General features: G+C 63.4%; 19 protein-coding genes. 11 read left to right on the forward strand and 8 right to left on the reverse strand.

From position 1 onward, the window contains the following. The first annotated feature begins 49 nt into the window (after nucleotides 1-49). From rlmN to EA187_RS03035, 4 genes are all read left to right on the forward strand, one after another. Nucleotides 50-1,213 carry a dual-specificity RNA methyltransferase RlmN gene (rlmN, locus tag EA187_RS03020; RefSeq protein ID WP_115602981.1) on the forward strand — a complete coding sequence of 388 codons (1,164 nt, stop codon included), beginning with the start codon at nucleotides 50-52 and terminating at the stop codon, nucleotides 1,211-1,213. A gap of 74 nt (nucleotides 1,214-1,287) precedes the next feature. Next, complete coding sequence (locus tag EA187_RS03025) at nucleotides 1,288-2,214, forward strand: PfkB family carbohydrate kinase (RefSeq protein ID WP_115602980.1); 927 nt, start codon at nucleotides 1,288-1,290, stop codon at nucleotides 2,212-2,214. Between the two features lie 60 nt (nucleotides 2,215-2,274). Beyond that, entirely contained in the window at nucleotides 2,275-3,045 is a 771-nt protein-coding gene (locus tag EA187_RS03030; RefSeq protein WP_127779120.1) for a hypothetical protein, read from the forward strand. 171 nt (nucleotides 3,046-3,216) lie between these two features. Beyond that, nucleotides 3,217-4,506 carry a serine/threonine protein kinase gene (locus EA187_RS03035; RefSeq protein ID WP_164855927.1) on the forward strand — a complete coding sequence of 430 codons (1,290 nt, stop codon included), beginning with the start codon at nucleotides 3,217-3,219 and terminating at the stop codon, nucleotides 4,504-4,506. Between the two features lie 116 nt (nucleotides 4,507-4,622). Here the strand turns inward: EA187_RS03035 and alaS are convergent, their stop codons facing one another. Then, nucleotides 4,623-7,283 (reverse strand): alanine--tRNA ligase, encoded by a 2,661-nt coding sequence (gene alaS, locus EA187_RS03040; RefSeq protein WP_206524172.1) that lies wholly within the window; start codon nucleotides 7,281-7,283, stop codon nucleotides 4,623-4,625. Between the two features lie 376 nt (nucleotides 7,284-7,659). Here alaS and EA187_RS03045 point away from each other — a divergent pair, with 376 nt between their 5' ends. Then, nucleotides 7,660-8,700: a tetratricopeptide repeat protein gene (locus tag EA187_RS03045; protein WP_164855928.1), complete on the forward strand. Its 1,041-nt coding sequence runs from the start codon at nucleotides 7,660-7,662 to the stop codon at nucleotides 8,698-8,700. A 28-nt stretch (nucleotides 8,701-8,728) separates the two neighbouring features. On the opposite strand, the gene EA187_RS03050 is transcribed toward EA187_RS03045, so the two are convergent. Both EA187_RS03050 and EA187_RS03055 read right to left on the reverse strand, forming a co-directional pair. Next, nucleotides 8,729-9,661 (reverse strand): mechanosensitive ion channel family protein, encoded by a 933-nt coding sequence (locus EA187_RS03050; protein ID WP_127779123.1) that lies wholly within the window; start codon nucleotides 9,659-9,661, stop codon nucleotides 8,729-8,731. A 15-nt stretch (nucleotides 9,662-9,676) separates the two neighbouring features. Next, on the reverse strand, nucleotides 9,677-10,477 hold the full coding sequence (locus tag EA187_RS03055; RefSeq protein ID WP_127779124.1) for a DUF432 domain-containing protein: 801 nt from the start codon (nucleotides 10,475-10,477) through the stop codon (nucleotides 9,677-9,679). 47 nt (nucleotides 10,478-10,524) lie between these two features. On the opposite strand from EA187_RS03055, the gene EA187_RS03060 reads away from it, so the two are divergent. Continuing rightward, nucleotides 10,525-11,892: a carboxypeptidase-like regulatory domain-containing protein gene (locus tag EA187_RS03060; protein WP_164855929.1), complete on the forward strand. Its 1,368-nt coding sequence runs from the start codon at nucleotides 10,525-10,527 to the stop codon at nucleotides 11,890-11,892. Between the two features lie 33 nt (nucleotides 11,893-11,925). Here the strand turns inward: EA187_RS03060 and EA187_RS03065 are convergent, their stop codons facing one another. The 3 genes from EA187_RS03065 to EA187_RS03075 are packed head-to-tail and all read right to left on the reverse strand — an operon-like array spanning nucleotide 11,926 to nucleotide 14,650. Beyond that, nucleotides 11,926-12,696 (reverse strand): ABC transporter ATP-binding protein, encoded by a 771-nt coding sequence (locus EA187_RS03065; RefSeq protein ID WP_127779126.1) that lies wholly within the window; start codon nucleotides 12,694-12,696, stop codon nucleotides 11,926-11,928. Continuing rightward, the gene (locus tag EA187_RS03070; RefSeq protein ID WP_127779127.1) at nucleotides 12,693-14,204 is read right to left on the reverse strand and encodes a hypothetical protein; all 1,512 of its coding nucleotides are present in this window, start codon (nucleotides 14,202-14,204) and stop codon (nucleotides 12,693-12,695) included. The genes EA187_RS03065 and EA187_RS03070 overlap by 4 nt, the downstream gene beginning before the upstream one ends. Before the next feature lie 56 nt (nucleotides 14,205-14,260). Next, on the reverse strand, nucleotides 14,261-14,650 hold the full coding sequence (locus EA187_RS03075) for an outer membrane protein assembly factor BamD (protein WP_127779128.1): 390 nt from the start codon (nucleotides 14,648-14,650) through the stop codon (nucleotides 14,261-14,263). On the opposite strand from EA187_RS03075, the gene era reads away from it, so the two are divergent. From era to EA187_RS03095, 4 genes are all read left to right on the forward strand, one after another. Then, nucleotides 14,649-15,593 (forward strand): GTPase Era, encoded by a 945-nt coding sequence (gene era / locus EA187_RS03080; protein ID WP_115602969.1) that lies wholly within the window; start codon nucleotides 14,649-14,651, stop codon nucleotides 15,591-15,593. The two genes, EA187_RS03075 and era, sit on opposite strands and share 2 nt — an antisense overlap. Nucleotides 15,594-15,670: 77 nt before the next feature. Further along, nucleotides 15,671-16,993: a ribosome biogenesis GTPase Der gene (gene der / locus EA187_RS03085; RefSeq protein WP_115602968.1), complete on the forward strand. Its 1,323-nt coding sequence runs from the start codon at nucleotides 15,671-15,673 to the stop codon at nucleotides 16,991-16,993. A 27-nt stretch (nucleotides 16,994-17,020) separates the two neighbouring features. Continuing rightward, the gene (locus EA187_RS03090; RefSeq protein WP_127779129.1) at nucleotides 17,021-20,578 is read left to right on the forward strand and encodes a serine/threonine-protein kinase; all 3,558 of its coding nucleotides are present in this window, start codon (nucleotides 17,021-17,023) and stop codon (nucleotides 20,576-20,578) included. Beyond that, nucleotides 20,575-21,420 carry a class I SAM-dependent methyltransferase gene (locus EA187_RS03095; protein WP_127779130.1) on the forward strand — a complete coding sequence of 282 codons (846 nt, stop codon included), beginning with the start codon at nucleotides 20,575-20,577 and terminating at the stop codon, nucleotides 21,418-21,420. The genes EA187_RS03090 and EA187_RS03095 overlap by 4 nt, the downstream gene beginning before the upstream one ends. A 23-nt stretch (nucleotides 21,421-21,443) precedes the next feature. Here the strand turns inward: EA187_RS03095 and EA187_RS03100 are convergent, their stop codons facing one another. After that, the gene (locus EA187_RS03100) at nucleotides 21,444-22,718 is read right to left on the reverse strand and encodes a hybrid sensor histidine kinase/response regulator (RefSeq protein ID WP_127779131.1); all 1,275 of its coding nucleotides are present in this window, start codon (nucleotides 22,716-22,718) and stop codon (nucleotides 21,444-21,446) included. 284 nt (nucleotides 22,719-23,002) lie between these two features. Next, entirely contained in the window at nucleotides 23,003-24,985 is a 1,983-nt protein-coding gene (ligA, locus tag EA187_RS03105; protein ID WP_164855930.1) for an NAD-dependent DNA ligase LigA, read from the reverse strand. A 348-nt stretch (nucleotides 24,986-25,333) separates the two neighbouring features. Between ligA and EA187_RS03110 the strand changes: the two genes are divergently transcribed. Next, nucleotides 25,334-25,825, forward strand: coding sequence for an RrF2 family transcriptional regulator (locus EA187_RS03110; protein WP_164855931.1), 492 nt, complete (start codon nucleotides 25,334-25,336; stop codon nucleotides 25,823-25,825). The last annotated feature ends 15 nt before the right edge of the window (nucleotides 25,826-25,840 follow it).

Here is a 25,840-nt window from a genome sequence, read left to right on the forward strand (position 1 = left end):
CGCGGCGTAGGCTCAGTTCGGCCGCCTTTTTTCTGAGAGAGAGACACCCATGCGACGCGAACGCTCCCCGAGCATCGACCAGGCGCTCGAAGCGCTGAGCCAGGGCACCGACGAACTCGGTCCCATTGACCTGAAAAACTTCACACAGGCTGAGCTCAAGAAGTTGCTCGCCGAGGGGTTTGGCGAGAAGGCATTTCGCGCCAAACAGGTCTACCAATGGCTCTACCTGCACCTGGCCGACGATTTTGAGGCGATGACCAACCTCTCCAAGGGGCTGCGTGAGCAGCTCAGTGCGAAGGTGCGTGTCTCGTCATTGGAGTTCAACGGCTCGCATACGGCCAGCGACGGCACCACCAAGCTCACCTTTAAGTGTGACGACGGCGCGGTCATTGAGACCGTTTACATCCCCTCGGAGGGGCGCAATACGCTGTGCATCTCCAGCCAGGTGGGGTGTGCGATGGGCTGCACCTTCTGCTACACGGCGAAGATGGGGCTTAAGCGTAATCTTAGCACCGCTGAGATCGTTGAGCAGGTCGTGCAGGCGCGCCGGCGGATGGGGGAGGTCAACGGGCATATCGGCAACATCGTCTTTATGGGCATGGGCGAGCCGCTGCATAACGTCGATAACGTCATCCGCGCGATTCATATTTTGACCGATGAGCAGGGGCTGAACTTCTCGCGACGCAAAGTCACTGTCTCGACCTCCGGGTTGGTACCGGCGATCAAGCGCCTGGGTGAGGAGACCGATGTGCAGCTCGCCATCAGCCTCAACGCGACCACCGACGAGACGCGCGGGCAGATCATGCCCGTCAACGACCGCTGGGATCTGGAGACGTTGATGGCGGCGCTCAAAGAGTTTCCGTTGACCAACCGCGAGCGCATCACCTTTGAATACGTGATGATTCGCGATTTGAATGACACGCTCGAAGACGCGCAGCGCATCATTGAGTTGACGCGGGATATCCCCTCCAAGATCAACCTCATCCCCTTTAACCCCCACCCGCGCACGCCCTTCCAAACTCCGCCGGAAGAGCGTATCGACGCCTTCCAGAAGTATCTGGTCGATCGCAACGTCGGCGTGTACCGTCGGCGCACCCGGGGACGCGATGAGATGGCCGCATGTGGTCAGCTCGGTAAGCCCGGGGAGAAGGAGCCGCCGCATGTGCGCAAGCGGCTGGAAAAGTTTCGCAATGAGAGCCCGGCCAACGCCTGAGAGTGAATGGGTCGAGCACGTAGTTCATTAAAGCATCGGACGCCGTGGTGCGTCTGAACGGAGTGAGTCCAGGCATGAGTCTTTTGGTCGTAGGGTCGGTGGCGTTTGATTCGGTTGAGACGCCTTTTGGTAAGGCAGAAGAGGCGATCGGCGGATCGGCGATGTTCTTCTCAACCTCCGCCAGTTATTTCACCGACGTGCAGCTCGTCGCGGTGATTGGAGAAGACTTCCCGCAGGAGGAGGTCGACTTTTTGTGCTCCCGCCAGATCGACTGTGAGGGGCTTCACCGCGTCGCCGGCAAGACCTTCCGCTGGGAGGGCAAATACGGCTTTGATCTCAACGAAGCCATCACCCTCGACACCCAGCTCAACGTCTTTGGAGATTTCCACCCGGAGTTGCCCGAGAGCTACCGTGACGCCGAGATCGTATTTCTGGCCAACATTGACCCCAGCCTGCAGCTGGAGGTGTTGGAGCAGGTCAAAAATCCGCGTCTGGTCGTGGCCGACACGATGAACTTCTGGATCGATGGTCCCCGGCGCGATGAGCTTGAGCGGGTCCTGAGTAAGGTCGATATGCTGGTGATCAACGAGGGCGAAGCGCGCAAGCTCGGCGGCGAAGCCAACGTGGTCAAGGCGGCTCGCGCGATTCAGGCTCGTGGTCCGAAACATCTGGTGATCAAGCGCGGTGAGTACGGCGCGTTGCTCTTCAGTGGCGAGGAGATCTTCTTTGCGCCAGCTTACCCGCTGGAGTCGGTCTTCGATCCCACCGGGGCCGGTGACACCTTCGCCGGCGGGCTTCTGGGGTATCTGTCGAGCTGTGAGACCATTGGAACGAAGGAGCTTCGCCAGGCCACCGTGGTGGGCTGTGTGATGGCGAGCTTCTGCGTGGAAGACTTCAGCCTCAATGCGCTGCGCGATCTGAATACGAAGGCGATTGAAGAGCGCTTTGCGCTCTTTGAGCAGCTTGTCGGGTTTGGTCCGCTGGAGCCGCTGGACGCCTGAAGGCAACTGTGAATTGGGTCGGCACCCGCTGCCGCACTTGAACCTGGATGAGGTAGAGCCATGAAGATGTCGAATGCGTGGATGGTGTGGTTAGTGTCGGCAGGGTTACTCGCGACGGCCGCATGCGGTGGCGAGTCCAATGAGGAGGTCGACGCGGGCGTGGAAACCGGTGACGATACCGGTGGCGACTACGCGGAGGAGCCGGACTTTGCGGCGCAGTACGATATGCGCTTCAACGCCTTTGCGTTTGAGCGGGGCACGCCGGGCTTCTCACTCAACAGCCCCCTTGAGTACTTCCTGGATCAGGACCTGGACTACCCGGTCGTGGTGCTGGTGGAACTTCGCGAGATCGACACCGAGGCGGGCACCCTGCAGGTGCGCGGCGGGGCGGGACTCAAGACCAACACCGCCGGTGAGTATGTCTGGGATGAAGAGGTCGAGGAGCCCGAAGCGGCGGCCGGCACCATCGCGGCGAATGGCGACTTTGAGGCGACCTTGCCGCTTTTGAGCTTTGTGGCGACGGTGGAGTCGGGCGGTGACATCAACAAGACGGTGATTCCGATTCGCGACCTGGCCATCGACGCGAAGATTCAGGCTGACGCGGCTGGCGAGAACCCGGTGATCAATGACGGGATGCTCAGTGGTTTCGTGCTTCTCTCGGAGATCGAAGGTGTGGGGCTGACCATTGTTCCCGGGCAAGAGCCGCTTGCTCTCACCCAGCTCTTCGGCGGGCCGGAATCGGTGAACTACGACTACGATGAGGATGGTGAGAACGACGCCTGGCAGCTCAGCGCGACGTTTAGCGCCCAGCAGACCGTGATCGTTGAGTGAAGCGGTCGGATAGGGGTGAGTGAGCCCGACGGGCGCGAGTAAGCAGAGGGCCGATTGACACCGTCGATCGGCCCTCTTTACAATCGCCCCTTCGATCGGGTGACTCCGTTGGGTCTGAGGGACCGCATAGTGTGTGCGGTCGGCCCGACGCGTATTAGACGTAGGCGAAGCGTGGAACGCGAGAACCGACAGCTGGGGGAATATCGACTGCTGGCCCATCTGGCCAAAGGTGGGCAGTCGGCGGTGTTTCTTGCGGCGCGTGGTGGGCCGCACGGCTTCTTTCGGCCGGTGGTGATCAAGGGAATTCCCGACCGAAATCTGGGAGACCGCCGCTTTGAGGCGCTTTTTTATAAGGAGGCGACGGTCTCCTCGCGCTTCTCCCACCCGCATGTGGTGACGGTGCACGACGCCAAGCAGGTGGGCGATGAGCACTTTATGGTCATGGACTATGTGGCCGGTCAGACCGTTGCCGACCTGGCGCAGCGGGCGTTTGCGCAGGGGGACGGGTTGAGCCTTCACGAGTCGCTGCTCATCGTGGCGGACGCGTGTGAGGGCCTCGATTACGTGCACGACTTCGTGGATATCGATCAGCAGAGCTACTCGATCGTACACTGTGATATCAGCCCGCAGAACCTGATGGTGACCTATCAGGGAGTCACACGCGTCTTTGATTTTGGCATCGCGCAGGTGGTGGGGGAGACGGCGGCGGGCGGCGATGAGCTGATCGGCGGAAAGTTTGCCTACATGAGCCCCGAGCAATGCCGCGGTGAGGGAGTGGACGGGCGCTCCGACATCTTTAGTCTGGGGGTGATTGTCTATGAACTTGTCAGTGCGCAGCGCCTCTTCCGACGGGGGTCGGTCGAGGAGGTGAAAGAGGCGCTTTTGCACGAACCCTTCGATGCTCCGAGTAAAGTTTCGGAGTGGGTTCCGGCGGAGATTGACCCGATCATCATGCGTGCGCTGGAGCGCGATCCGGCAGCCCGTTATCAGCGTGCGGGTGAGTTTGGCGCGGCGATTCGGGGATATCTGACCGGGCTGGGCGTCGATCTCGAAGCGCTTCGTGGGGGACTCGGTGCAAAGGTCGCCGCGCTTTTTGCTCAGGAGCGTAGGGATGTTGCCCGCGCGCTCCGAGACGCCCGCGAGCAGATGAGTGACCAGGCACTCCGACCGGCCAGTGAGACCTCCGTGGAGGTTGCTACCTACCGCGCTCAGCTGGTTGCCAGCGAAGAGGCGCTGGAGGAGGCCACCGCCCGCGTTGAGGAATTGAGCGTGGGTGCGCAGCGCGGTGCGGAGCTCATCGACGCGCTCTCCGACGAGGTTCGCGCGCTGCGCCGTCGCCAGGGCTACTTTGTGGCGGCGATTGTGGCGCTCTCACTCTTTGCAGCTGCGATCGCAACGCTCTCGATGAACGAGGTAGGTGTTGCGGCGACTGCCAGCGCCGAGGCTGCGGAGCAGGATTGAGGCAGGGGCGTCTCACGCGCATCATGTAAGAACGTCGTCATGTATCGTAGGTACGTTTTTATAAAAAAAGCCCGGGCTCATGGAGCCCGGGCTTTTTTGTGTGCTTTATCGGAGCCTCAGCTCAGCGCATCGCGCACCGCGCCCACAAAGGCCTCCACGGCTGCTGGAATACCGGCGGGGTTCTGGCCGCCGGCCTGCGCCAGGGTGGGGCGTCCGCCGCCGCGCCCATCGACGTGGCTGGAGACGCGGTTGATGAGGTCGCCGGCTTTCACTTTGCGGGCTTTGAATGCGGCGTCGGTCACCACGCAGATGAGCGCGGCCTTCTCGTCGATCTCGCTGGCGAGCAGCACGACGGCTTCGCCCTGGCCGAGCTTCTCGCGGAGGTTATCGGCGTAAGCCATCAGCTGGTCGCGGGTGCCGGCGGCGACCGAGGTGGCGATGACCTTAAGGCCATCAACCTCGGCGGCTTCGTCGAGCAGGGCGTCGGCGCCGCGGTTGGCGAGCTTTTGCGAGAGACTGTCGACCTCGCGCTCCAGGCGGCTGCGATCGTCGAGGATGGCGCGGGCCCGGTCATTGAGGTTGGCCACATCCGACTTAAAGAGTTCGGCCAGTTTCTGGAGCTGGTCGCGCTCTTTCTGGAAGGCCTGGAGCGCGCCTTCCTCGGTGAGCGCCTCAATACGACGGATGCCGGCGGCGACGCTGGACTCGCTGGTGATGCGGAAGAGAGCGATATCACCCGTGTTGGTGACGTGCGTGCCACCACAGAGCTCCACCGATTCGCCGGGAATCTCGACCACGCGCACGGTATCACCGTACTTCTCGCCGAAGATGGCCATCGCGCCCATCTCCTCGACGGCCGTGTCGCGGTCGACGCCGGTGTGGCAGCCGACGCGGTGGTGCTCGCGGATCTGGCGGTTGACGCGGGCCTCAATGCGGCGGAGCTCCTCGGAGGTCAGGGGCTTGCCGTAGCTGAAGTCAAAGCGAAGGCGTTCCGGAGATACGAGTGAGCCGGCCTGGAAGATGGCGTTGTCGACCTCATCGCGAAGCGCAGCATGCAGGAGGTGGGTCGCGGTGTGGTTGCTGGCCGTCTTCTGGCGATGGCGTGCGTCGACCTTTGCGACGAACTCACCCTTAAAGTTGGGCTCACCCTCGACCACGCTGACGCGGTGGACGATGCCGATGGGAGCCTTCTGGGTGTCTTCGACCTTGAGCACCACCTCGCCATCGCTGCTGATCAGCTCGCCGCGGTCACCGACCTGGCCGCCACTTTCGGCATAGAAGGGCGTCGTGGCCAAAAGAACTTCGTAGCCCGTGGCGATCGTGCGCACCTTGCGCACGGTGGTGGTGGCTTCGAGCTGGTCGTAGCCCACGAAGGTATCGGCGGTGCCTTCCTCCAGGGTCACCCAGTCGCCCACACCGGCGGCGTCGGCGTACATGTCTTTGCCGCGGCTGGTCTCCTGGTGCTCTTTCCACAACGACTCGTAGCCCTCCCAGTCGATGCTCATGCCGCGCTCCTCGGCCATGATCTCGGTAAGATCCGGCGGGAAGCCAAAGGTTGCATGAAGCTGGAAGACTTCTTCGCCACTGAGGGTCTTCTGGCCCTCGGATTCGACGCGGGCTGCGGCGTCTTCGAAAAGCTCCAGGCCGCGGTCCAGGTTGCGGAAGAAGCGCTCTTCTTCAAGGCGAATCAGTTCCCCGGCCTCCTGGCCGGTGGCGCGCAGCTCAGGGTAGACCTCGCCATAGGCCTCGACCACTGTCGCCGCGACCTTGTGAAGGAAGGGGCCCCCAAAGCCCAGGTTGCGCCCGTGGCGCACCGCACGACGCAGGATGCGGCGCAGCACGTAGCCGCGCCCATCATTGGCGAACTTCGCCCCGTCACAGATGGCAAAAGTCACCGTGCGCACATGGTCGGCGATCACGGCGTAGTCCGAGAAGTTGGCGGCTTTGTAGAAGGCTTCCAGATCGCGATCGGCGTCGTCGCCCAGAAGTTCAAAGAGGGTCTTGAAGATCGGGGTGAAAAGCTCGGTGTGGAAGACGTTATCGCGTTCGGCCAGCACCATCGCGGTGCGGTCCAGCCCAAGGCCCGTATCGACGCTCTTCATCGGCAGCGGGTTGAGCGTGCCGTCTTCGTCGCGATTGAACTCCATAAAGACGAGGTTCCAGATCTCGTTGATGCGGTCGTCGTCGTAACCCTCTTTGAACTCGAGGGGGCCCTGCTCGGGGTGAAGATCGTAGTGAATCTCGGTGCAGGGGCCGCAGGGGCCGGTGGGGCCCATCGACCAGAAGTTCTCCTCGTCGCCGACTTCGATATCGCCCAGACGCAAGACGCGCTCGGGGGCGACGTCCATCTCCTGGGTCCAGATGTCGAAGCACTCGTCGTCGTCTTTATAGATCGTGACGTAGAGGCGGTCCTTATCGAGCTTGAGTTCGTTGAGCAGAAAGTCCCATGCCCACTTGATGGACTCGCGCTTGTAGTAGTCGCCAAAGGACCAGTTGCCGAGCATCTCGAAGAAGGTCAGGTGGCGGCCGTCTTTGCCGACCTCGTCGAGGTCATTGTGCTTGCCACCGGCGCGCACGCACTTCTGCACGCTGGCTGCGCGTGTGTAGTCTCGGGTTTCGTTGCCGAGGAGCAAGTCCTTGAACTGGTTCATGCCCGCGTTCGTAAAGAGCAGCGTCGGGTCGGCCTGGGGGACGACTGGCGAGGAGGGGACCACGCGGTGGTCGTGCTCTTCGAAGAAGGCGAGGAAGCGGCTGCGAAGTTCGTTGGGAGTCATCATGGCGTCCACATTGTATGGCGAGTTCGAGCTGAGAGTGGGGCCGCGGCAACGCGAGATCGGCCGAAGCATAGGGAGCAAAGAACAGCCTTGCTCGCGAGAGTCTTCCGCGCGCGCGGTCAATGGGGCGGTGTTTAGCACGGGGGGAAGCGCTGAATCAACAAGGGCACGGGCGTCGGGCCGCGTCAGGCGGTCCTCGAGTCGATCGGGCGTTGGCGGAATAGGAGGCGGGAGTCGAGGGGCAGGGGGAAATTTTTTGACGGCGCTGCCGATCTCGACGAGCCTTAACGGGTACTGAGAGCGGCCTCTTTGCCTGGCCCCCGGCCGTGCAGGCTTCATGTGTTGCCTGTGGGATTGTGAAAGTGACGCTGGAAGGTCTATGAAAGTATTGCTTGAGCTTTTGGGTGACGCCTGTCGGGTATTGAAAGGTGTGGAGTCGCTCTCGGAATTTCGCCCGGAGTCCCGCGATCGCATGCGAGAGCTGCTCTCCCAGCTTCGCCTGGAGCTCGATCGGCTGCTCGATGCGGATGCGCCGGTCGATCCGGAGCTTGCCGGACGCGAGCCCTTTCTGCAGCGGGCGCTCGAGGCGATTGCCTCGCAGAGTTATGGCGAGGCTCGCGGCGTGTTGGCCCAGGCGGTGGAGCGCTTCCCTCAGGACTTTGAGTTTTTAAGCTATCTGGGGCTCATCGCCTGGGAGCAGGGCGATCTGGTGGAGGCGGAGCGCTCCTATCGACGCGCGATGGAGGTGGTCTTCTCCGAGGGGCTAAACACCGCAGAGGTGGAGAGCGGCGATGACCCGGTGCTGCGCGCCGTGGAAGGCCGCGCGCTTTGTCTCTATCGCCTCGGCGAATTGGAGGCGGCCCAGCGCCACTTCGAGTGGCTGGGCATCAACTTCTCGGAGCAGTACATCGGGTGTCTTTTTCTGGCCGGCGAGGCCTACCACCGCATGGGGCTGCTGCACGAGGCGCTGCGTTGCTATGAGGCGGTGCCTGTGGAGCCGGCGGTCCTCTACAACCGGGGGCTTGCGCTCTACGGGTGTGACCGACTGGAGGAGTCGGCGCGCGCGTTGATCGAAGGGTTTGTGGCGAACATCTATGTGGCCACGACGTTGCTGGGGCGTTTCGGCTATCGCCGCCCCTGTACGCCGGGATACCTGGGCAGTGAGACGTACGCCGAAGAGCTGGTGGAGGCCTGTGCTTCGCTCTGGCACGGGCATCCGGGCAGCGTACGATTTATGGAGCGTTGTTTCGATCATGCGCTGGTTCAGGCGCACTTGCAGCAATGTGGAGAGCAGGGGGGCACACGTCTTTTGCAGGCCGGGGAGAGTGGTGTGGAAACCGACGCTTTTTTGGAGCAGCTCCACGATGCGGGGACCCTGCAGAGTATGGCGCGGCGAGTGATTCAACGGCTCGATGCTTAACCGGCCCTCCTCGTGTTGGAGGCGGCTCTCAGGCCGGAGAGTCTCCGGAGGTGATGGCTACTGCATCTTCGCGCGCGGTGCGGCGTGTTCGCACGTCTGGTGAGGTGCCAGTCTCACGAAGCGTTGAGACCAGCGCGGAGCCCTGCATGGCTTCACTGAGGTGCAGCACCCGCTGGGGAAGGGGAACCTCCACGCCCAGTTCACGCAACCGGGCGTGAATCGCGCCGGTCAATTCGCTTTTGGCCGAGACGTAGTTCTGGCGCTCGGACCAGGCCCGCACCAGAAGTTCCATGCCGTTTTCGCCAAAACGGTCGATCAGCACAATCGGGGCCGGTTCATCGAGAATCGTGGGGAGCGCATGCATCGTATGGGTGAGCTTTCGCTGCAGCAGCTGAAGTTCACACTCAAAAGGCACCCGCACCGGCACCTCAATGCGGCGTACGCCGTAGAGGGTGTAGTTGATGATGGTGCTCTTGAGCAGCACTTCGTTGGGGATACGCACCATCAGGTTGTCGAAGGTGCGGATACGCGTGCTCAGAAGATCGATGGAGATGACGGTGCCCAGCGTGGTGTCGATCTTGACGGTGTCATCGATGGAGAAGGGCCGGTCCATAAAGAGAAAGAAGCCCGAGATGATGTTGGAGACGCTGGTCTGCGCGGCGAATCCCAGCGCGACAGTGAAGATGCCGGCAGCGGCCAGAAGTCCGCTCAGCTGTACGCCCAGCGCGCTGAGCGCGATGAGCACCACGAGCATAAAGGCGCCGTAGAACGCGGTCTTGCTGGCGATGACAGCGCTGTGCGGGCTTGCGCCGTGACGAAGGCGCACCACGCGCTCCACGCCGCGAGCAAAAAACTTGGCGATGAAGTAGCCCACAATGACCCAGAAGACGCCCAGGATATAAGGCTCCACGCCTTCCCAGCCGCCCAGGCGAGTAAGCCAGCGGTTGATGGTCTCATTCATAGGGGTGTCTGGGGCTTAAAAGCCGTGCTCCAGGCCGGTCTTGGCGCGGTAGGCGTGCAAAAAGGTATAGGCGCGGCGCGTCTCGTGGGCGTTGGGCTTGCGACCGCTATGGGCGATCGCTTCACCGCCTTCGGGGCCGTCGTCGATGAGCACCTCGGCTTCATTGGGGCCGAGCAGGCGCATCTGCACCTGACTGGTGCATAAACGATCGCGATCCGGGCGGCGGTACAGACCCAATGAGGCAGTGGGAAGCATGATTTTGCTGACTTCGCGCGGCTCCGGCGTGGTGTTGGTGACGGTCAGCGGGATCGTCGCCCATAACGCAAAGCGTGTCTCGTCGGGGAGTCGAAGATCGAGCGCGCAGATCGGATGCTCGTCAAGACCCTGGCCGGCGTCGGGCGCGCAAACTGGCGCCCGAAAGGAGGTGCAGATCTGCCCGGAGTCCACCGGCCCGTAAAGTCCCGGTGAGGTGTGCGGCGCAGGCAAATCCATAAGATGCACACTGCCACCCGGGTGCAGCGCTTCGATGCGCAGGCCCAGGGGCAGTCCCAGCACCACTTGCATGGTGAGCCCGGCCGGACATAGAAGCTGTGGGGTGGGGAAGGCCAGCAACGCCCGCTCACCGAAGTTCGGAAGAAAGCGCAGCGCGCTGCAACTTGCAGGTAGGGCGCAATGGCGCGTACTACGCTCCTCATCGGTATCGATCACCAGCGCCTGAGCGCCACGCCGCTTGAGGTAAAGAGGCTTGTCGTAGACGCTGAGCGCTTCGAGAGCGCCGTCGTCAAGACTAAGCTGGAGAGGCCACCGGGTTTCCATAGACGACCGTATGCGCCGGACCTTGCCGGCTGATGAGAGCAAAAGACGTGAGGAGAGGCCAAAAATGGTGGGCGGGGGGAGTCAGCGCGGTCGGCCTGGCCGCGCTTTCCATTGGCGTCCTCGGAAAGGCCGATGAGGAGCAGATTAAGCACAGCGTGGAATCGGAGCAAGGGGTGCTGGCTCCCTACCAGGGCGAGGAAGAGCCGCTTCGAGCGCTGGCCGTTGACGATGCGCCTCCCTCCCAGGCGCGCTGGGTGCAGGTGCTTGATGAGCAGGAACGCGCGCTGGCGTCGCGGGTGATGGTGAGCGCGCCGGGGCTCTGGCCCCCGGTGGTAACGCGCAGCGACGAGGCCGGCTATGTGGCGTTGCCCGAGCCCGGCGCGCGCGGCCCGGGAAAAGAGCCGATGCGCTTCTATGAGTTCCTGGCGCGCAGCGACGATGCCGAGGAGCCCCGGGCTTTCTGGGGCGTGATTCAGGGCCCCGGCGGTCCGGTCTTTGCCGAAGAAGGCGCACGCGTGGTGCGTGCGGCCCCCGCCGCCGATCTTCGCCTGGGCATCGTCGACCCGGAGGGCGCGCCGGTCGAGGGAGCCTTTGTGCGCCTCTCGCGAGAGAGCCTGGCACTCTTGCACCTGCATGTGACCACGCGTGCCGACGGCATCGCCGCGTTCCGCCATGTTCCGCCGGGAACCTACTATGTGACCATCGACGCCGACGGGCATTCTCGCCGCACGCTGCAGGTGCAGCATGAGGCAGACGACGCGTTTATGCTCAATGTGGAGCTTCTCAAAGGCGGCGGCCTGCGCATGCCCGAGGCCTGGCGGGCACCGGTCGTTCAGGTGTTGGGGCAGTCGAGTTCGGCATCCGGTGAGGCGGCAGCGGGCGAGTCGATGGTTGAGAATGGCGCCTCCGAGGACGAGGTCGCACGCGAGGCGCTGGAGATCTACGTGGCCGACCCTCAGGGGGCCGGCGTTACCGGGGCCTGGGTGGAGGTCTGGCACGCTGGAGCGCGGGTGGCCGCCGGTGTCAGCGCGGGAAGCCGGGCGTTGCGTCTTCAGGTGCCGGCAGACGTTCCGCTCACGCTCTACGCGACGCATCCCGGGTGGGGCGAGGGGCAGCTTAATGGCGTGGAGGCCGGGGGGCGGGGCGGGGCGACCGTGCGTCTGGGGCGTCCGATCCTCTCGGTGCCCGTGCCTGACCGGGTTCGCTCGATGTCGGCGATTGAGGCAGCGCTGGGACAACGTATTGTCGACACCGGTTCTGGCCACCAGATCGATGTGGTGGACCCGCAGAGTGCCGCGGCCCGCGCCGGGGTTGAGCGCGGCGATGCGCTGGTCTTTGCGCGTCGGTCCGGCGAGGGGATGCGGGTGACGGTGTCGCGCGGCGGCAGCTTCGTGGAGGTTGCGCTGCCGCGGTGAGTCTCAGTGGTGGTGCTGGAAAGTGCTTGTTTGTCAGGGGGTTGTGGTGGGTATGAGGTCGATCTTTCCGGTCGTCTTCAGGTAGAGCTCCGTCAGATCGTTGACCTCGCCATCCTTCATCTTTCGGTCGAGCTCGCTGCGGCTCAGATCCATCACCAGCTCGCCGCCCTGAAGGAGGACGAAGCGGGAGCAGAGGCGCTCGAGCATATCCAGAATATGGCTGGAGAGGAGGATCGCGCCGCCCTGATCACAGTGGCGCTGGAGACGCGTGCGCAGGCGGGCGGTCGACTCGGGGTCAAGGCCCACGAAGGACTCGTCGAGTACGAGCAAGGTCGGGCTTCCCAGCAACACTGAGGCGATGGCGAGCTTGCGGGCCATGCCGCCGGAGTACTCTTTGAGCACGACGTGGCGGGCGTCTTCGAGTTCGGTGATGGCCAGCAGCTCCTCGATCTCGGTGTCGCGCCGGGCGCTCTTAAGTTCGCGCAACTCCGCCACAAAGTGCAGGTATTCCAGACCGGTGAGGTAATCGAGCATGGCCAGGTGCTGGGGAACAAAGCCCAGGTGCCTGCGGGCCTCCACCGGGTTTGCTACCACGTCGACGCCGTTGATGTGCACGCTGCCCTCATCGGGAGCGGTGATGCCGGCGACGCAGCCCATCGTCGAGGACTTCCCGGCGCCGTTGGGGCCGATGAGCGCCACGAACTCACCGGGAGCGATGCTCAGGTCGAGCTGGTTGACGGCGACGAGTCGGCGGTAGCGTTTGGTGAGGTTCTTTAAGACCAGGGCGGGGGATGGGGCGGTCATGAGGAGCTCCGGCCAGGGGCGGCAGTTGAAGGGACGAAGAGGGCAGTGGCGATGAGGAGCAGGCTGACCCCAAGCGCGGCGGGAAGTGAAAGGCCGGCCAGCGCGGCGATGAGTAGTGCGACGCCGGCGGGCAGCCAGCGCTCCCGGGTGTGTGTTTGAGGAAGCAGGCGTAGCGCTGAGGCAAGCCCCGTGGCGAGCGCGAGCGAAGCGAGCGCGACGATCCAGGCGCCGGGCTCGGTGCGCCACACGCCGTTGATAAGCGCGACCAGCAGCGCGAACGGAAGCGCCAGGAAAAAGACTTCACGTACTGCGAGGCGAAATATGGCGTTGTCCACGTCGACCGGAGCAAGCGGGAGCGCGGTCGGGCTTTGGAGGCGCTCTGCCTGGCGGGAGACGCGCAGCCAGGGGTTGATGATCAACGCGAGCATCAACATCGGTGTGATCGCCACGGCCCAGCTCGGGCGCGCCGCAGCGTCGATGGCGGCCAGCCCAATCGCCGCGAGCACCAGGACCACCGCATATCCCACGCGGCCAGCGGCCAGGCGGCGGTCGCCGTCAAGCACAAGCGCACGGTATGCCAGCGCCGCACCGCGGCTCAGGCCTTGCTCCAGGCGTTGTGGAGTCTCAAAGGAGGAGCGCTGGTAATCCATCACCGCCTGAAACTCCGCGCTGTCGGCCTCGCGGAAGCGGGCTGCCATCGCGTGGTAATGCTGCGCAAACGTACGCCAGGAGGTCACGATCGCCACAAGCCACGCCGCAGCGAGAAGGGCGCTGCCGATCAAAAAAGGCTCACTGAGGCGCTCCAGACGCAGCGGCTCACCGAGAAGCAACTTCCAGAAGAGCGCGGCGATCACCACCGCTGCCAGCCCCACCCCTGGGGCGTAGAGAAAGATCTGGCCGCTGCCCCCGTAAACGTCGCCGCCGAGCTTGACCCCGCCGCCCGAGGGTGCGCCATCGGGGACCAGCTGCCTTCCGGCCAGCACCATCGCACACATCGAGAGGCCCGCGCCCAACCACAACGCCCCAAAGAGCATGGCGATCGCCGCCAGCGCCGCGCCCGCGCCGTTCTTCCAGAAAAGCGGCACAAAAAGCAGGCTGGCCCCTGCCGCGCTCAAGGTCGCTTCGGTGAGTGTGGAGAGCGTACGGTCCACAAAAAACGCCGAGGGACGAATCGGCAGGGGCTGCAACGCCAGCGCATCGCTGCGCCGAAAGAGCAGCTCCATCACCCGGAAGTTGAGCACGGCCGCCAGCAGCGCGCTCAGCCAGAAGGCTGCCTCCAGCGCGTTCTGGCCGGGCGGCAGCCGACCGGCATCGACGCCCTGGCTGGTCGCCAGCGCCTCGGGAGGGGCCAGAAGATCGGGAGCGAGAAGATGGCCCGCACCCAGGAGTGCGATCACTCCCAGCGCGCTCATCAACAGGGTGAGCGGACGGTTGGAAGGGCGCGAAGCGGCACGGTTTCGCCACTGCTGGCCCCGCAGCGCGAGCACGCGCCAGAGGTTGGCATTCACAATTCAATCAGCCTGAAAAAAGTTCAACGTCGGGGGCAATCTGGCGAGCGAACGCCTTATTCGGTACCATGGTCGGGCGATGTTGGCTCGGAGAGCTCCGGCACGTTAAGCGGGACGGCGGCTGCGCTTTGATCGCCGCGCGAACCGTGATAGACGGGGCTGGGCGAGCCCTGGCGTTCCAGCACGGAGCTGACTTCGCGGTGGATGTTGCGGAGGCGTATCTCCACAGTCGGCGCCAGTGGGCTGGCCGGGTAGCGTTTCAAAAACGCCTCGTAACCCGAGAGCGCCTCACCGTAGTTTCCCCCGCGATAATGGACCTCGGCCGCCTCAAAGAGCTCGGTCTCGGTGGCCTCCGGCTCGGAGCAGGCCATCATCGCCAGCATACTTACCACCAGCAACGCTCCTAACCGTGCGCGCGCTCGGCGCGCCATCCCTGGAATACTCATGTCGGACTCCACACCCCTTGAACTGCCCGCCGGATTTGTCGCTCTGGTGGGTCAGCCCAACGTGGGCAAATCTACGCTGATGAACGCCGTGCTCGGCGTCAAGGTGGCGATTGCCACCTCCAAACCCCAGACCACGCGCAACCGTATCTTAGGGGTGCAGACCCTAAGTGGAAAGGGCCAGCTCTGCTTTGTGGACACCCCCGGCATCCACCAGGGCCCCAAGCGCCTTAACCGCGTGATGAACGAGGTCGCCCTTCAGAGCCTTCGCGAAGTGGATGTGGTCTGCCATATGGTCGACGCCGCCGCGCTCTCCGGCTGGCAGCGCCGTACCGGCCAGCAGGGACTACCGCCGGAGGAGCGCTACGTTATTGAGCGACTCTCGCAGGCCGAGGTCCCCGCGCTGCTCGTGCTCAACAAGATCGATCAGATCAAAGATAAGAACCTCCTTCTTCCCATGATCGACGCGCTCACGGAGCGCACCGATTACGCCGCCGTCGTGCCCCTCAGTGCGCTGACCGGGGAGCAGCTTGACGCCTTCGTCGAGACGGTGCTGGAGCATCTTCCCCACCAGGGGCTGCTCTTCCCGGAGGATATGCTCACCGACCAGGCCGAGCGTTTCCTGGCGGCAGAGTTTGTGCGCGAGCAGGTCATGCTGCAGACCCGCAAAGAGATTCCCTACAGTGTGGCGGTCGAGGTCGAGCATTTTAATGAAGATGAGCAGCGTGACTTGCTCGAGATCTCGGCGGTGATTCATGTCGAGCGTGACAGCCAGAAGGGCATCGTCATCGGGCAGGGGGGCCAGCGCATCAAAGCCATCGGCCAGGCCGCGCGGGCCGAGCTGGAGCGCTTCTTCGGCCGCCAGGTCTTTCTGGAGACCTTTGTGCGGGTTGAGCCCCAGTGGAGTGAGAAATCGCGCCACCTGCACCGATTTGGTTACGAATAAAGAAAAGAGCATCACCTCCGAAGTTCAACAGGGCCGCGCGAATTGCGCCGCCGCACCATGCAAGTGACGAAACTACCATGGCCTTTATGATCGCCATCGTCGGCCGCCCCAATGTGGGGAAGAGCCGCCTTTTTAACCGCCTGATCGAGTCGCAGACCGCGATCGTGCACGACTTTGAGGGCGTGACCCGCGACCGCCAGTACGGCGACGGGGAGTGGTTCGGTCGCCCCTTCACTGTGGTCGACACCGGGGGCTTTGTGCCTCGCTCCGAAGATCCGATGCTTGTGCAGATGCGCCATCAGGCGCAGCTCGCGGTCGATGAGGCCGACGCCATCGTCTTTGTGGTCGATGGTCGCGCCGGGTTGGCCGGAGCCGACCAGGAGATCTTTGAGCTGCTGCGCACCACCGACAAACCGGTGTATCTGGCGGTCAACAAGATCGATACCTGGACGGGACAGGAGCAGTACCTGGCCGACTTCTACCAGCTCGGTGTGCCGCTTTATTCGCTCAGTGCGGAGCACGGTATCGGCCTCGACCCGCTGATGGACGATGTCATGGAGCACGCGCCCAAAGGCGAAGTCCTTCAAGACGAGCCCTTCGCGCGCATCGCGGTGGTGGGTAAGCCGAATGCCGGAAAATCCAGCACGATCAACGCCTTGCTGGGCGAAGATCGTTTGCTTACCAGCGATGTGGCTGGCACCACGCGCGACGCCATCGACACCAGGGTGCGCGTCGAAGGCAAAGAGTACCTGGTCATCGACACCGCCGGGCTTCGTCGCAAGCGCAGCATCAGCCAGCGCCTCGAGGAGTTCTCCGTGGTTCAGGCGATCCGAAGCATCGACCGCGCCGACGTGGCGCTGCTGGTGCTCGACGCCACCCAGCCCATCTCCACCCAGGACAAGAAGATCGCCTCGGTGGTGCAGAACCGCGGGCGCGGTTGCGTGATCCTCGTCAACAAATGGGATCTCGTCGAGAAAGACACCAACACCGCCGGCGAGTATGTGAAGTCGCTACGGCAAGAGCTGCAATTTGTGGATTATGCGCCGGTGATCTTTGTCTCGGCGTTGACCGGCCAGCGCGTGCACAAGATTCTCGGTGCGGTCGACACCGTTTTTGAGCAGTACACCCGCCGCGTGCAGACCTCCGAGCTCAACCGCTTCCTCGAAGGGGCGGTGGCCCGGCACTCGCCGCCGATGCACGGCAACCGCCGCGCGAAGTTTTTCTACATCTCGCAGGTCGCCACTCGCCCACCGACCTTTATGTTCTCGGTCAACTACGTCGACGCGGTGGCTCCTTCCTATCGGAAGTATCTGGAGAATCAGCTGCGCGAGGCCTACACCTTTGAGGGCGTGCCTCTGCGAACGGTGCTGCGCCCACGTCAGCAGCGCGAACGCGATTAAGTGACTTGAGGCCACGGGAGTGGGGCAGTGTCCAGGATCATCTGCTCAGAGTTCGAGCTGGTCGCACCCATCGGCAAGGGGGGGATGGGCCAGGTATGGGAGGGGCGCCACCTGGCCAGCAGGGTGGATGTGGCCGTCAAGATCTTGCACCCGGAGGTGGTCACCGACGATGAGTACCGTCGAACCTTTGAGGCGGAGCTTCGGGCCGTCGCCGCGCTGGATCATCCCCATATCGTCACGCTGCTTGATTACGGGACGATTGAGACATCGACGGCACGTCAGTCGGGAGGGGCGCTCGTAGAGGGATGCCCCTATCTGGTGATGGAGTACGGGCGAGGTGGGGCGTTGATCGATCACCTCCATCATATGGAGTGGCCCGAGCTCAAAGCGCTGCTTTTGCAGATGCTCGATGCTCTGGCCCACGCCCACGCCCGGGGGCTGATTCACCGCGACCTCAAACCCGAAAACGTGCTGGTCGGATGCGGGCCCGACTGGTCCATGAAGTTAACCGACTTCGGGCTGGTGCACGTCGACTCGACCTTTGATGACGAAGGCAAGGTCGGCAAGGTCTGGGGCACCCCTCAGTACATGGCACCCGAGCAGCTTCGTGGCTACTGGCGGGACTACGGGCCCTGGACCGACCTCTACGGTCTGGGGTGCATGGCGTACGAACTTGTCTGTGGGGGCTGGCCTTTTGTGGCGAACGCGCCCTGGCAGATCGCGGCGAAGCATCTTCGAGAGCCGGTACCTGAGCTCAAACCCCGCTTTGAGGTTCCCCGGGGGCTTCAGGCCTGGGTGGAGAAGATGATGGCCAAGCGCACCTGCGAGCGTTTTCAGCGCGCGGCGGACGCGGCCTGGGCGCTTGCCAGCCTGACCTTGCCCGGAGAGCGTGTGGCGAGCGGGCCGCTCTTTGCGCAAGACCTCAGCTGGAACGAGCTCAACAGTGAGGTCAACGACAACGCGTGGGCCTCGCAGACCACGATGCTTTTGCCACAGCTGCATGCCGGTGAGACGCGGCGTTCCTCCACGGCCTCGCTCAACGTCGGGGACTGGGGCGATGCGAACGATCGTGGATCGCGCTGTGATGCACCCGATGCGATCGGACCGCCTCTGCCCCTGAGCTGGCGCCGGGGGCAGGATGTCGCGATCTCCAATGAGCTTATCGGGATCAGCCTGGGGTTGTTCGGGTTGCGAGCTATTCCCCTGGTTGATCGCGAGGAAGAACGCGACAAGCTCTGGAGCTTGTTGCACACCGTACACCACACTCGCCGCGCTCAGATGGTGCTTATTGAAGGGGCTGCAGGCACAGGAAAGTCGCAGCTGGCGAGGTGGTTTTGCGAGCGGGCGGAGGAGATCGGGGGGGCGGTGGCGCTGGAGGCCTGGCATGGCCCGGTGCAGGGGCCCCGAGACGGCATCGCCCAGATGCTCTCCCGTCACCTGGGCTGCGTCCATCTTCCGCTGGAAGATGCTTTGACTCGGCTCGAACGCCTCGGTGAGCCCCTGGGAATCCATGATTCGCATATGCTCAAAGGTCTGGCACAGATCGCAGCCGCACCCGACCGGGATGAGCAGGGGCAACGTGCGAGTTCGATGCGGATGGCCACCCAGAGCGATCGTTTCTCGGTGATGTACCATTACCTCAAGCGTCTCGCTGCGCGACGTCCGGTAGTCATGTGGCTCGACGATGTTGCCTGGGGCGCGGAGGCCATCGAACTCACCGCCTACATCGCGCAGATGCAGGAGCGCGATCCCGCTGCGATCCTCACTGTGATGACGGTGCGGTCTGAGGCCCTCGATGATCGTGAGTTCGAGCGTGAGCGGCTTGCCACACTCGAAGCGCAGGGCTTGATGAGGCTGCGGCTTGCCTCGCTGCCTGATGAGGATAGCGAAGCGCTTGTGCGTACATTGTTGCGCCTTGATCATGGGTTGGCTGAACACGTGCTCAAACGCGTGGGCGGTGTGCCGCTTTTTGCCGTTCAGCTGGTCGAAGACTGGGTTGCACGGGGCAAGCTGGTGATGGGAGGCGATGGCTTTGTGCTTCGACCGGGCGCGGATAGTGCGATCCCCGACGATATCTACGCGCTCTGGGATGAACGCGTTCGAGCGTTCGTCGGAGCGTCCGGAGACGCGGAGATGCAGCAGCTTGAGGTCGCCGCCACCCTGGGAGTTGTCGTTGAGCTTGCAGAGCTCCGAGCGGTCTGCCAGCGCGCTGGCCTGGCGCCCCCCGAGGCCCTGGGACCACGCCTCATTGATGCGAGCCTGGCACATCGCCATGACCAGGGCTGGCGTTTCGCTCACGGTCTTCTTCAAGAGAGTTTGGAGCGCTCCGCACGCGAGGCTGGCCGCTGGGCCCGGTGGAATCAGGCCGCCGCCGATGTCCTTGAGCAACGCTACGCGTTGAGCTCGCCCGGGGTCGCCGAACGCGTCGTCTGGCATTGGGTGGAAGGGCGCTGCTCCGACCGCGCGCTTACGCCACTTCGTGTGGCCATCGCCCAGGCCATCCAACGCAGTGAATATGTCCACGCCGAGGAACTCATTGTCTGGCGAGAGGGGCTGGCTGAAGAGTTAGAGGAGCGCACCGGCCAGCGCGCCGCACTGCAGTGCGCCGTCGATCGCGCATGGCTCGCTGCTTCCCGCGCAAATTACGGGCTCTGCCGTGCGCTGGCTGAGACCGCCCAACGCCAGGCTGCCGCACTTGGGTTTATCGGCGTGGCAGCCGAGGCCGCCAGCTGGGCCGGCGTTGCCGCCCGCCACGCTGGAGAACTGGAGCGCGCGCAACGACTTTTCAAGCAGGCCCGCGACGTCTTCAAGGCGCGCTCGGCATCCCGCGACCTCGCCCGTGTTGAGTTGGAAGGCGGGCGAGTCGCCGAACTCAGCGGGGACCTCGACGCTGCACACCGCCGCCTGAAGCGTGCTCGTGACGCCTACGCCCGATTGGGCGACGCGTACGGACAGGCACGGGCGCTCAACGCCCTGGGTGATGTTGCACGCAAGGCCGGAGATGTCGAAGCCTCCCGCAGCGCTACCGTGGAGGCGATGGCCCTTTTTGAGAGCATTGGCAATATCAGCGGCGTCGCCGATTGCCTTAACGACCTGGCCGAACGCAGTCGTCTTCGAGGGAACGTCGAGCTCGCTCGTGAACGTGCTGAGAAGGCCCTCAAACTCTATGAGGCCCTCGGCTCCCAGGAGGCCAACACGGTGCGCTTAAATCTCGCGCTGATTGCGCTTCAGAGTGGTGATGCATTGCGCGCCTTGCATCTCTGTGCCCCGCTCGACGATGCTTTTGATCGCGCTGCTCAGGCAGCCCCCCGCGCGCAGGTCCTGGCAACCACTCTTGCCGCCCAGGCCCGCCTCGGCCGCTGGCGTGACGTCATGGCCACCCTCACCACGCGTGCGCCATCGTTGCGCGGGACCTCCATGCAGATGTTCTCTGTCCAGGAGCTGCTGCGCGAGACCATGGATGTTGCCAGCGCACAGGGTGAGACCGAAGTTGTTTTGGCGCTGCGTAAGTGGGTTCGCGATCTTCCTGATGAAGCCGCCGGACTTTCCGGGGTGTCGAGTTGGGTGAGCGACGAGTCGTCATGAATCCCCAGGGAGACTATTATCAGGAACTCTCGTCGGCCGCAGAGCCGGCGCAACGTGCTGGCTGGCGCCATCGACTGGAGCAGTGGTTGCGTTTTGAACTGGCCACCGCCGCGCTCCGACCGCACCCCGGCGACCACCTCGTCGATCTGGGATGCGGCCCGGCGGCTCTCGCCGCCTACCTTCAACCGCATCCGGTCCGATACCTGGGCGTTGAGCGTCACCCGGCGCTGGTTGAACTCGCCCGCCAGACCCTCGCCACATTGACCTCCGACGCCTCGCTCCTGGACGCCGATCTTTTCAGCTCGCGCGTCGACGATGCCGGACCCTTCACGTTGGCCATCGCCATCGGCGCGCTGGTCGATGGCCGCGCGGCGACCCCCGCGGAGCGGGCTCGCCGCGCCTCCAGGCACGTGCAACGGGTGTTGGCGCTGGCCGGGCAGGGCGCTGTGCTCTTTGTTCTCGACCAGGCCGCGCTCGACGCTGACCCGATCCGCAGCCTTGAGCCGGCGTTGCTCGGCATGTACGAGCACGAGCTTCGTGCCATCGCCACCGAGAAGAGCTGGCACATGGCTCTCTCTCAACCCATCGCCGGGGAGTGGATGATTGCTGCTGGCGAGCGCGCAGAAAACTTCGATGCCCTCGCGGCGCGCGCGGCTTGCGTCGAGCGCGTACTTGAGCGCTGGCAGCAGGCCGGAGGCCACGACCGGGCGGACCATACCTGGCTGTGGTGGGTGGCCGGTGAGCAGAAACGTGCGCTCGACACCTTTGCCCGGGTGCCGCAGAACCATCCCCGCCACGCGTTACTCAAAGCGCGCCTCGAGCTGATGGACGGTGAGTTGTGACCGTTGATTAAATACGGCCGACGTCAGTGGGGTGCGTGTTGCGCCAGCTGGCGAGCTTGCACGCTGCCGCGCAGCGTCTGTTGCTCCGGCCGCACCGGTAAATACACCGTAAACAGCGAGCCGCGCCCCTCTTCGCTATCGACCTTGATGTAGCCCCCGTGCATCTCGGCAAAACGTTTGGCTACTGCCAGGCCCAACCCGATACCTCGTTTGTTGAATTCGAATTGCCCCGAGGAGTGGTGGCCGGTGTTAAAGGTGCTGAAGAACACATCGAAGATCTGCGCGATATCATCATCGGAGATCCCCACACCACTGTCCCGTACCGTCAGCGCCAGTACCTCCGGATCATCCGATAGGCCGATGTCCAGCGTGATGACCTGATTGTCGTACGAGAACTTGATCGCGTTCATCAGCAGGTTCAGACACATGTCATTGAGCTTGTCCTCGTCGGCCAGAATGCTCTGGGCCTCCGGGGCGACGATGGTCTCCAGGCGCTGATGTCGTTTTTGCAAAAAGGGCTCGAGCTGATCCTGGAGCGAGTCCACGAACTTGCGCACGTCTACCCATTCCAGATCCAGCGCCTCACCGGAGCCATCATCACCGAGCATCTTGAAGATGCGGTTGGAGATGTTCTTGAGCCGAACCGCGCTGGAGTCGATCCCGCTGAGCGCCTTCGATGCGACCGAGGAGAGGTCATCCCCGAGCTCTTTGCGCAGCAGGAAGGTGTAGCCAAACACGATCGCAATCGGGGTGTTCAGCTCATGGCTGACCACCTCCATAAAGACGTTTTTGACTCGGTCGAGCAGTTTGAGCTCTTCATTGGCGGCGCTCAGCAGCGCGTTCTGCTCTTCGAGCTGCTCGTTGGCCTCGCGCAGCTGCGAGAGGAGCTCGCGTCGCTCGCGCTGCGCCCGGTAATACTCGAAGGCCTGCGCCACAAAGAGCCGCAGCTCCACCGGCTTCCAGGGCTTGGAGATGTAGCGGTAGACGTGCCCTTCGTTGATCGCATCGATCACATCTGAGATGTTCGAGTACCCGGTAAAAAGCACGCGCACGATCTCGGGGTGCTCCTCGCGAAGCTCGGCCAGAAACTCAATGCCTGACATCTTGGGCATACGCTGGTCGGTCATCACCACTTGCACGTCGTGCGCGGCGATGAGCTTGAGCGCTTCCTCCACCGACTGAGCGGTGAGCACGGTGTACTCTTTGCGAAAGAGGCGCGCGATCGCGTCGAGGATATCCGGCTCGTCGTCGACCACCAGAAAGGTCCCCCGAGACTGCGCACCCGAAAAGCTGGTCATAACATCACCCGTTGAGCGCTCGGACCCAGGGGATCGGGCCCCCGAGCGCGGTTGCCGCGCGCGGGTCGCATATTCAAGGCGACCGGGCTGCTGCGCCGCGGAACGTAGGTCGGTATCGAAGTGAAGCGAAGACTAACAGATGCTTTCCCGGCGTAAAAGGTCTATTGACCCCTTCCACACGACTTCTTGCTTCAGGTCAGCACTTGCCATTTGGCAGGGTCTAAAAATGGCAAGGCCGGGGGTGGCGGAGGCATAAGCCCCGCCCCCCCCCTCTCCGGGAACCCTTAGTCCTCGCTGTCTTCCAGGAGCTTCACGAAGGTCGATTCGCCAATGATCGCAATCTCCCCACCTTCGGCGTTGAACTTCTCGGCTTTTTTGAGCTTGCTGGAGCGCCACCCGCCTTCAAATCGCTCCATATCGGCGTCGCCCATCACCAGATAGTCGAGGTCTTTGACCACCGAGGAGGGGCAGTCACCTCCGCGTTTCTCCACCTCGGCCTGCGCCTCCTTACGGGTCATCGACTCCATGGCTCCGGTGAAGAGCACGCGTTTGCCAGCCAGGGGAGAGCCTTCCACCGCAGGCGCTTCACGCGGAGTGGGGAAGACCAGGGTGATATGGGCGAGCAGGTCGTCGATAAGTTCGGCGTTCTCTTCCAAACCGCGGGTTACTGACTCGGCAATCACCTCGCCAATGGTATGCACCTCGGCAAACGCTTCCGCCTCCACCGCGCGAATGGCGTCCATCGAGTCGTAGCGTTCGGCAAGGATGGCGCTCACATGTTTGCCGAGTTCGTGGATCCCCAGCGCCTGCAAGAACTTCTCGACCTCCACCTCTTTCCGACCTTCGATGCGATCGATGAGCTTGTTCGCCAGGATTTCTCCGACCCGCTCCAGCCCCATCAACTCCGAGGCACTCAGCGTAAAGAGATCGACCGGCGAGGTGACGAGCTCGGCGTCGTAGAGCTGTTCGAGGAGTTTGGGGCCGAAGCCTTTGATCTCCATGCGGCTGACAAAATGTTCGATCTGGCGGATCTTCGCCGCGCGGCAATTCTCGCTGTGGTTGGCCATCAGCACATCGTTCTGCCGTTCGGTGGGCGCGCCGCACTCCGGGCAGGCGCTCGGAACCACAACCGGCTCCTCACCGGCCTCCAGCACCCGTTCCAGGTTTGGAATGACGCCGCCACGGCGCATCATCAGCACCTTCGAGCCCAGGGTGAGCCCTTGTTCGCCGCCCAGGTGCTCCATGATCGCCAGGTTATGCAGGCTTACCCGGGTGACCGTTGCCCCGGAGAGCACCACAGGGTCCACGATCCCCACCGGGTTGATCGCCCCGGTGCGCGAGACGTTCCACACCACGTCGCGCAGCACGCTCTCGCCGGCGTCGCCCTGAAACTTATAGGCGATCGCCCAGCGCGGGTGATGCGCAGTCGAGCCCAGGCGGCGTTGCTCGGCGATGCTGTTGGCCTTGTAAACCACCCCGTCGGTTTCGTAGCCGAGCTGGCCTCGCCGTTTGGCGATATCGTCGTAGGTGGCCTGAATGGCCTCGCTGCTAACCTGGAAGGTCTCCGGCGTCTCAAAGCCCAGGGCCTTGAGACGCGCCATTTTCTCGGCCTCGCTTTCAAAGTCTTCGCCCAGCAGGTCAAAGGCGAAGAAGCGAAGCTCGTAATCGGCGGTCTTCTCGGCATCTTTGAGCTTGAGTGCGCCGGCGGTCAGATTACGGGGGCTTGCGTAGTCGTGTTTGAACTTCCGCTCGAACACCTCCACAGGCATATACGCCTCACCGCGGACCTCAATGGAGGAGGCGTCGACCTTGAGCGGCAACTTCTTAATGCGACGCACCTGCTCGGTGATGACCTCGCCCACGCTGCCCGTGCCCCGAGTCGCCGCAACGCTCAGGCGCCCCTGCGCGTCGTAGCGAAAGCACCCGGCAACGCCGTCGACCTTGGGTGTGACGACGACATCGCCCTGAAACTTCTCGTACCACTTTAAGAGTGTGGCCTCGTCATACGCTTTATCCAACGAGAGCATCGGCGGATCATGGATGAGCTTTTCGGCGTTCGGATCGATGGCGTCCACGTCGGCCCCGGCCGGTCCGATCTGAGCGAGCACCTCACTCTCGGGGGCTTTGCGACGCAGCGCTTCCACCAGGCGATCAAACGATTCATCGCTGATCTCCGGGGCGTCATCCACCCAGTACTTCCGGTTGTGGTAACGCACCTGCTCTTCGAGCTCGATTATCGAAAGGTCTTCCCAGGTCGGGGCGCTCATCGTCCTGCTCCGCGTCATCAGATCTGCGTTTATGGCTTTGCTGCCTTCAGGGGCATGGCCGGGAGTTATGGCGCGAGCCGGACGTTTGCTCAAGGCCGAACCTTGGTCCTGAAGCGGGGGCTTTAATGCTTTTCCCTGAAAATGGGCGATCGCGGAAAGAATGCGCCAGGCCCGACCGTTACCTGCGTGAGATGGCCCCCCGGCGGCGGGCGTCAGTCGTAATTCATACAAAAGTGTATGGATTGGCCGAAAGCGCCTTGAATGCGTACGTTTGAGTATGCTATCGAGCCGCCCGGAGCGTTCGGCGCTCTTCGTTGTTTTTTCCCGCTCCAGCAGACCGAGGTTTTGATGAAGATCACAGCGCTTGAAGAGTACGGGTTGCGCTGCATGCTCCGGGTGGCCGAGCAGCCCCCTGGTGAGTCGATCTCCGCGCAGGCCGTCGCCGACCTGGAGGGAATGTCATTGCCTTACACGCAGAAGATCTTGCGCACCCTGGCGCAGGGCGGCCTCATCGACTCGCGCCGCGGCGCTCAGGGCGGCTTCCTACTGGCTGCGCCTGCCGAAGAGCTCAGCCTGGGCGACGTCATCCGCGTGCTCGGAGGCCTCTTCGAAGTCGAAGATATCTGCGAGCGACATACCGGCGAACTTGAGCGTTGCGCACGCGGCTGCGGATGTTCGATTCGGCCGGTCTGGTCGTACATTTCCAACTTTGTCATTGAGACCCTCGACGGGATCTCGTTGGCGACGCTCCTGGCGGACGAAGCCAGTGTGCGGCGCCACCTGAGCCGTCAGCACCTTACGCACTCGGAGCGACCTGCGCCGCAGGGCTCGTCACATTGAGCTTCAACACGCCGC

This window comes from Lujinxingia sediminis (assembly GCF_004005565.1).
Taxonomy (GTDB): Bacteria; Myxococcota_A; Bradymonadia; order Bradymonadales; family Bradymonadaceae; genus Lujinxingia; species Lujinxingia sediminis.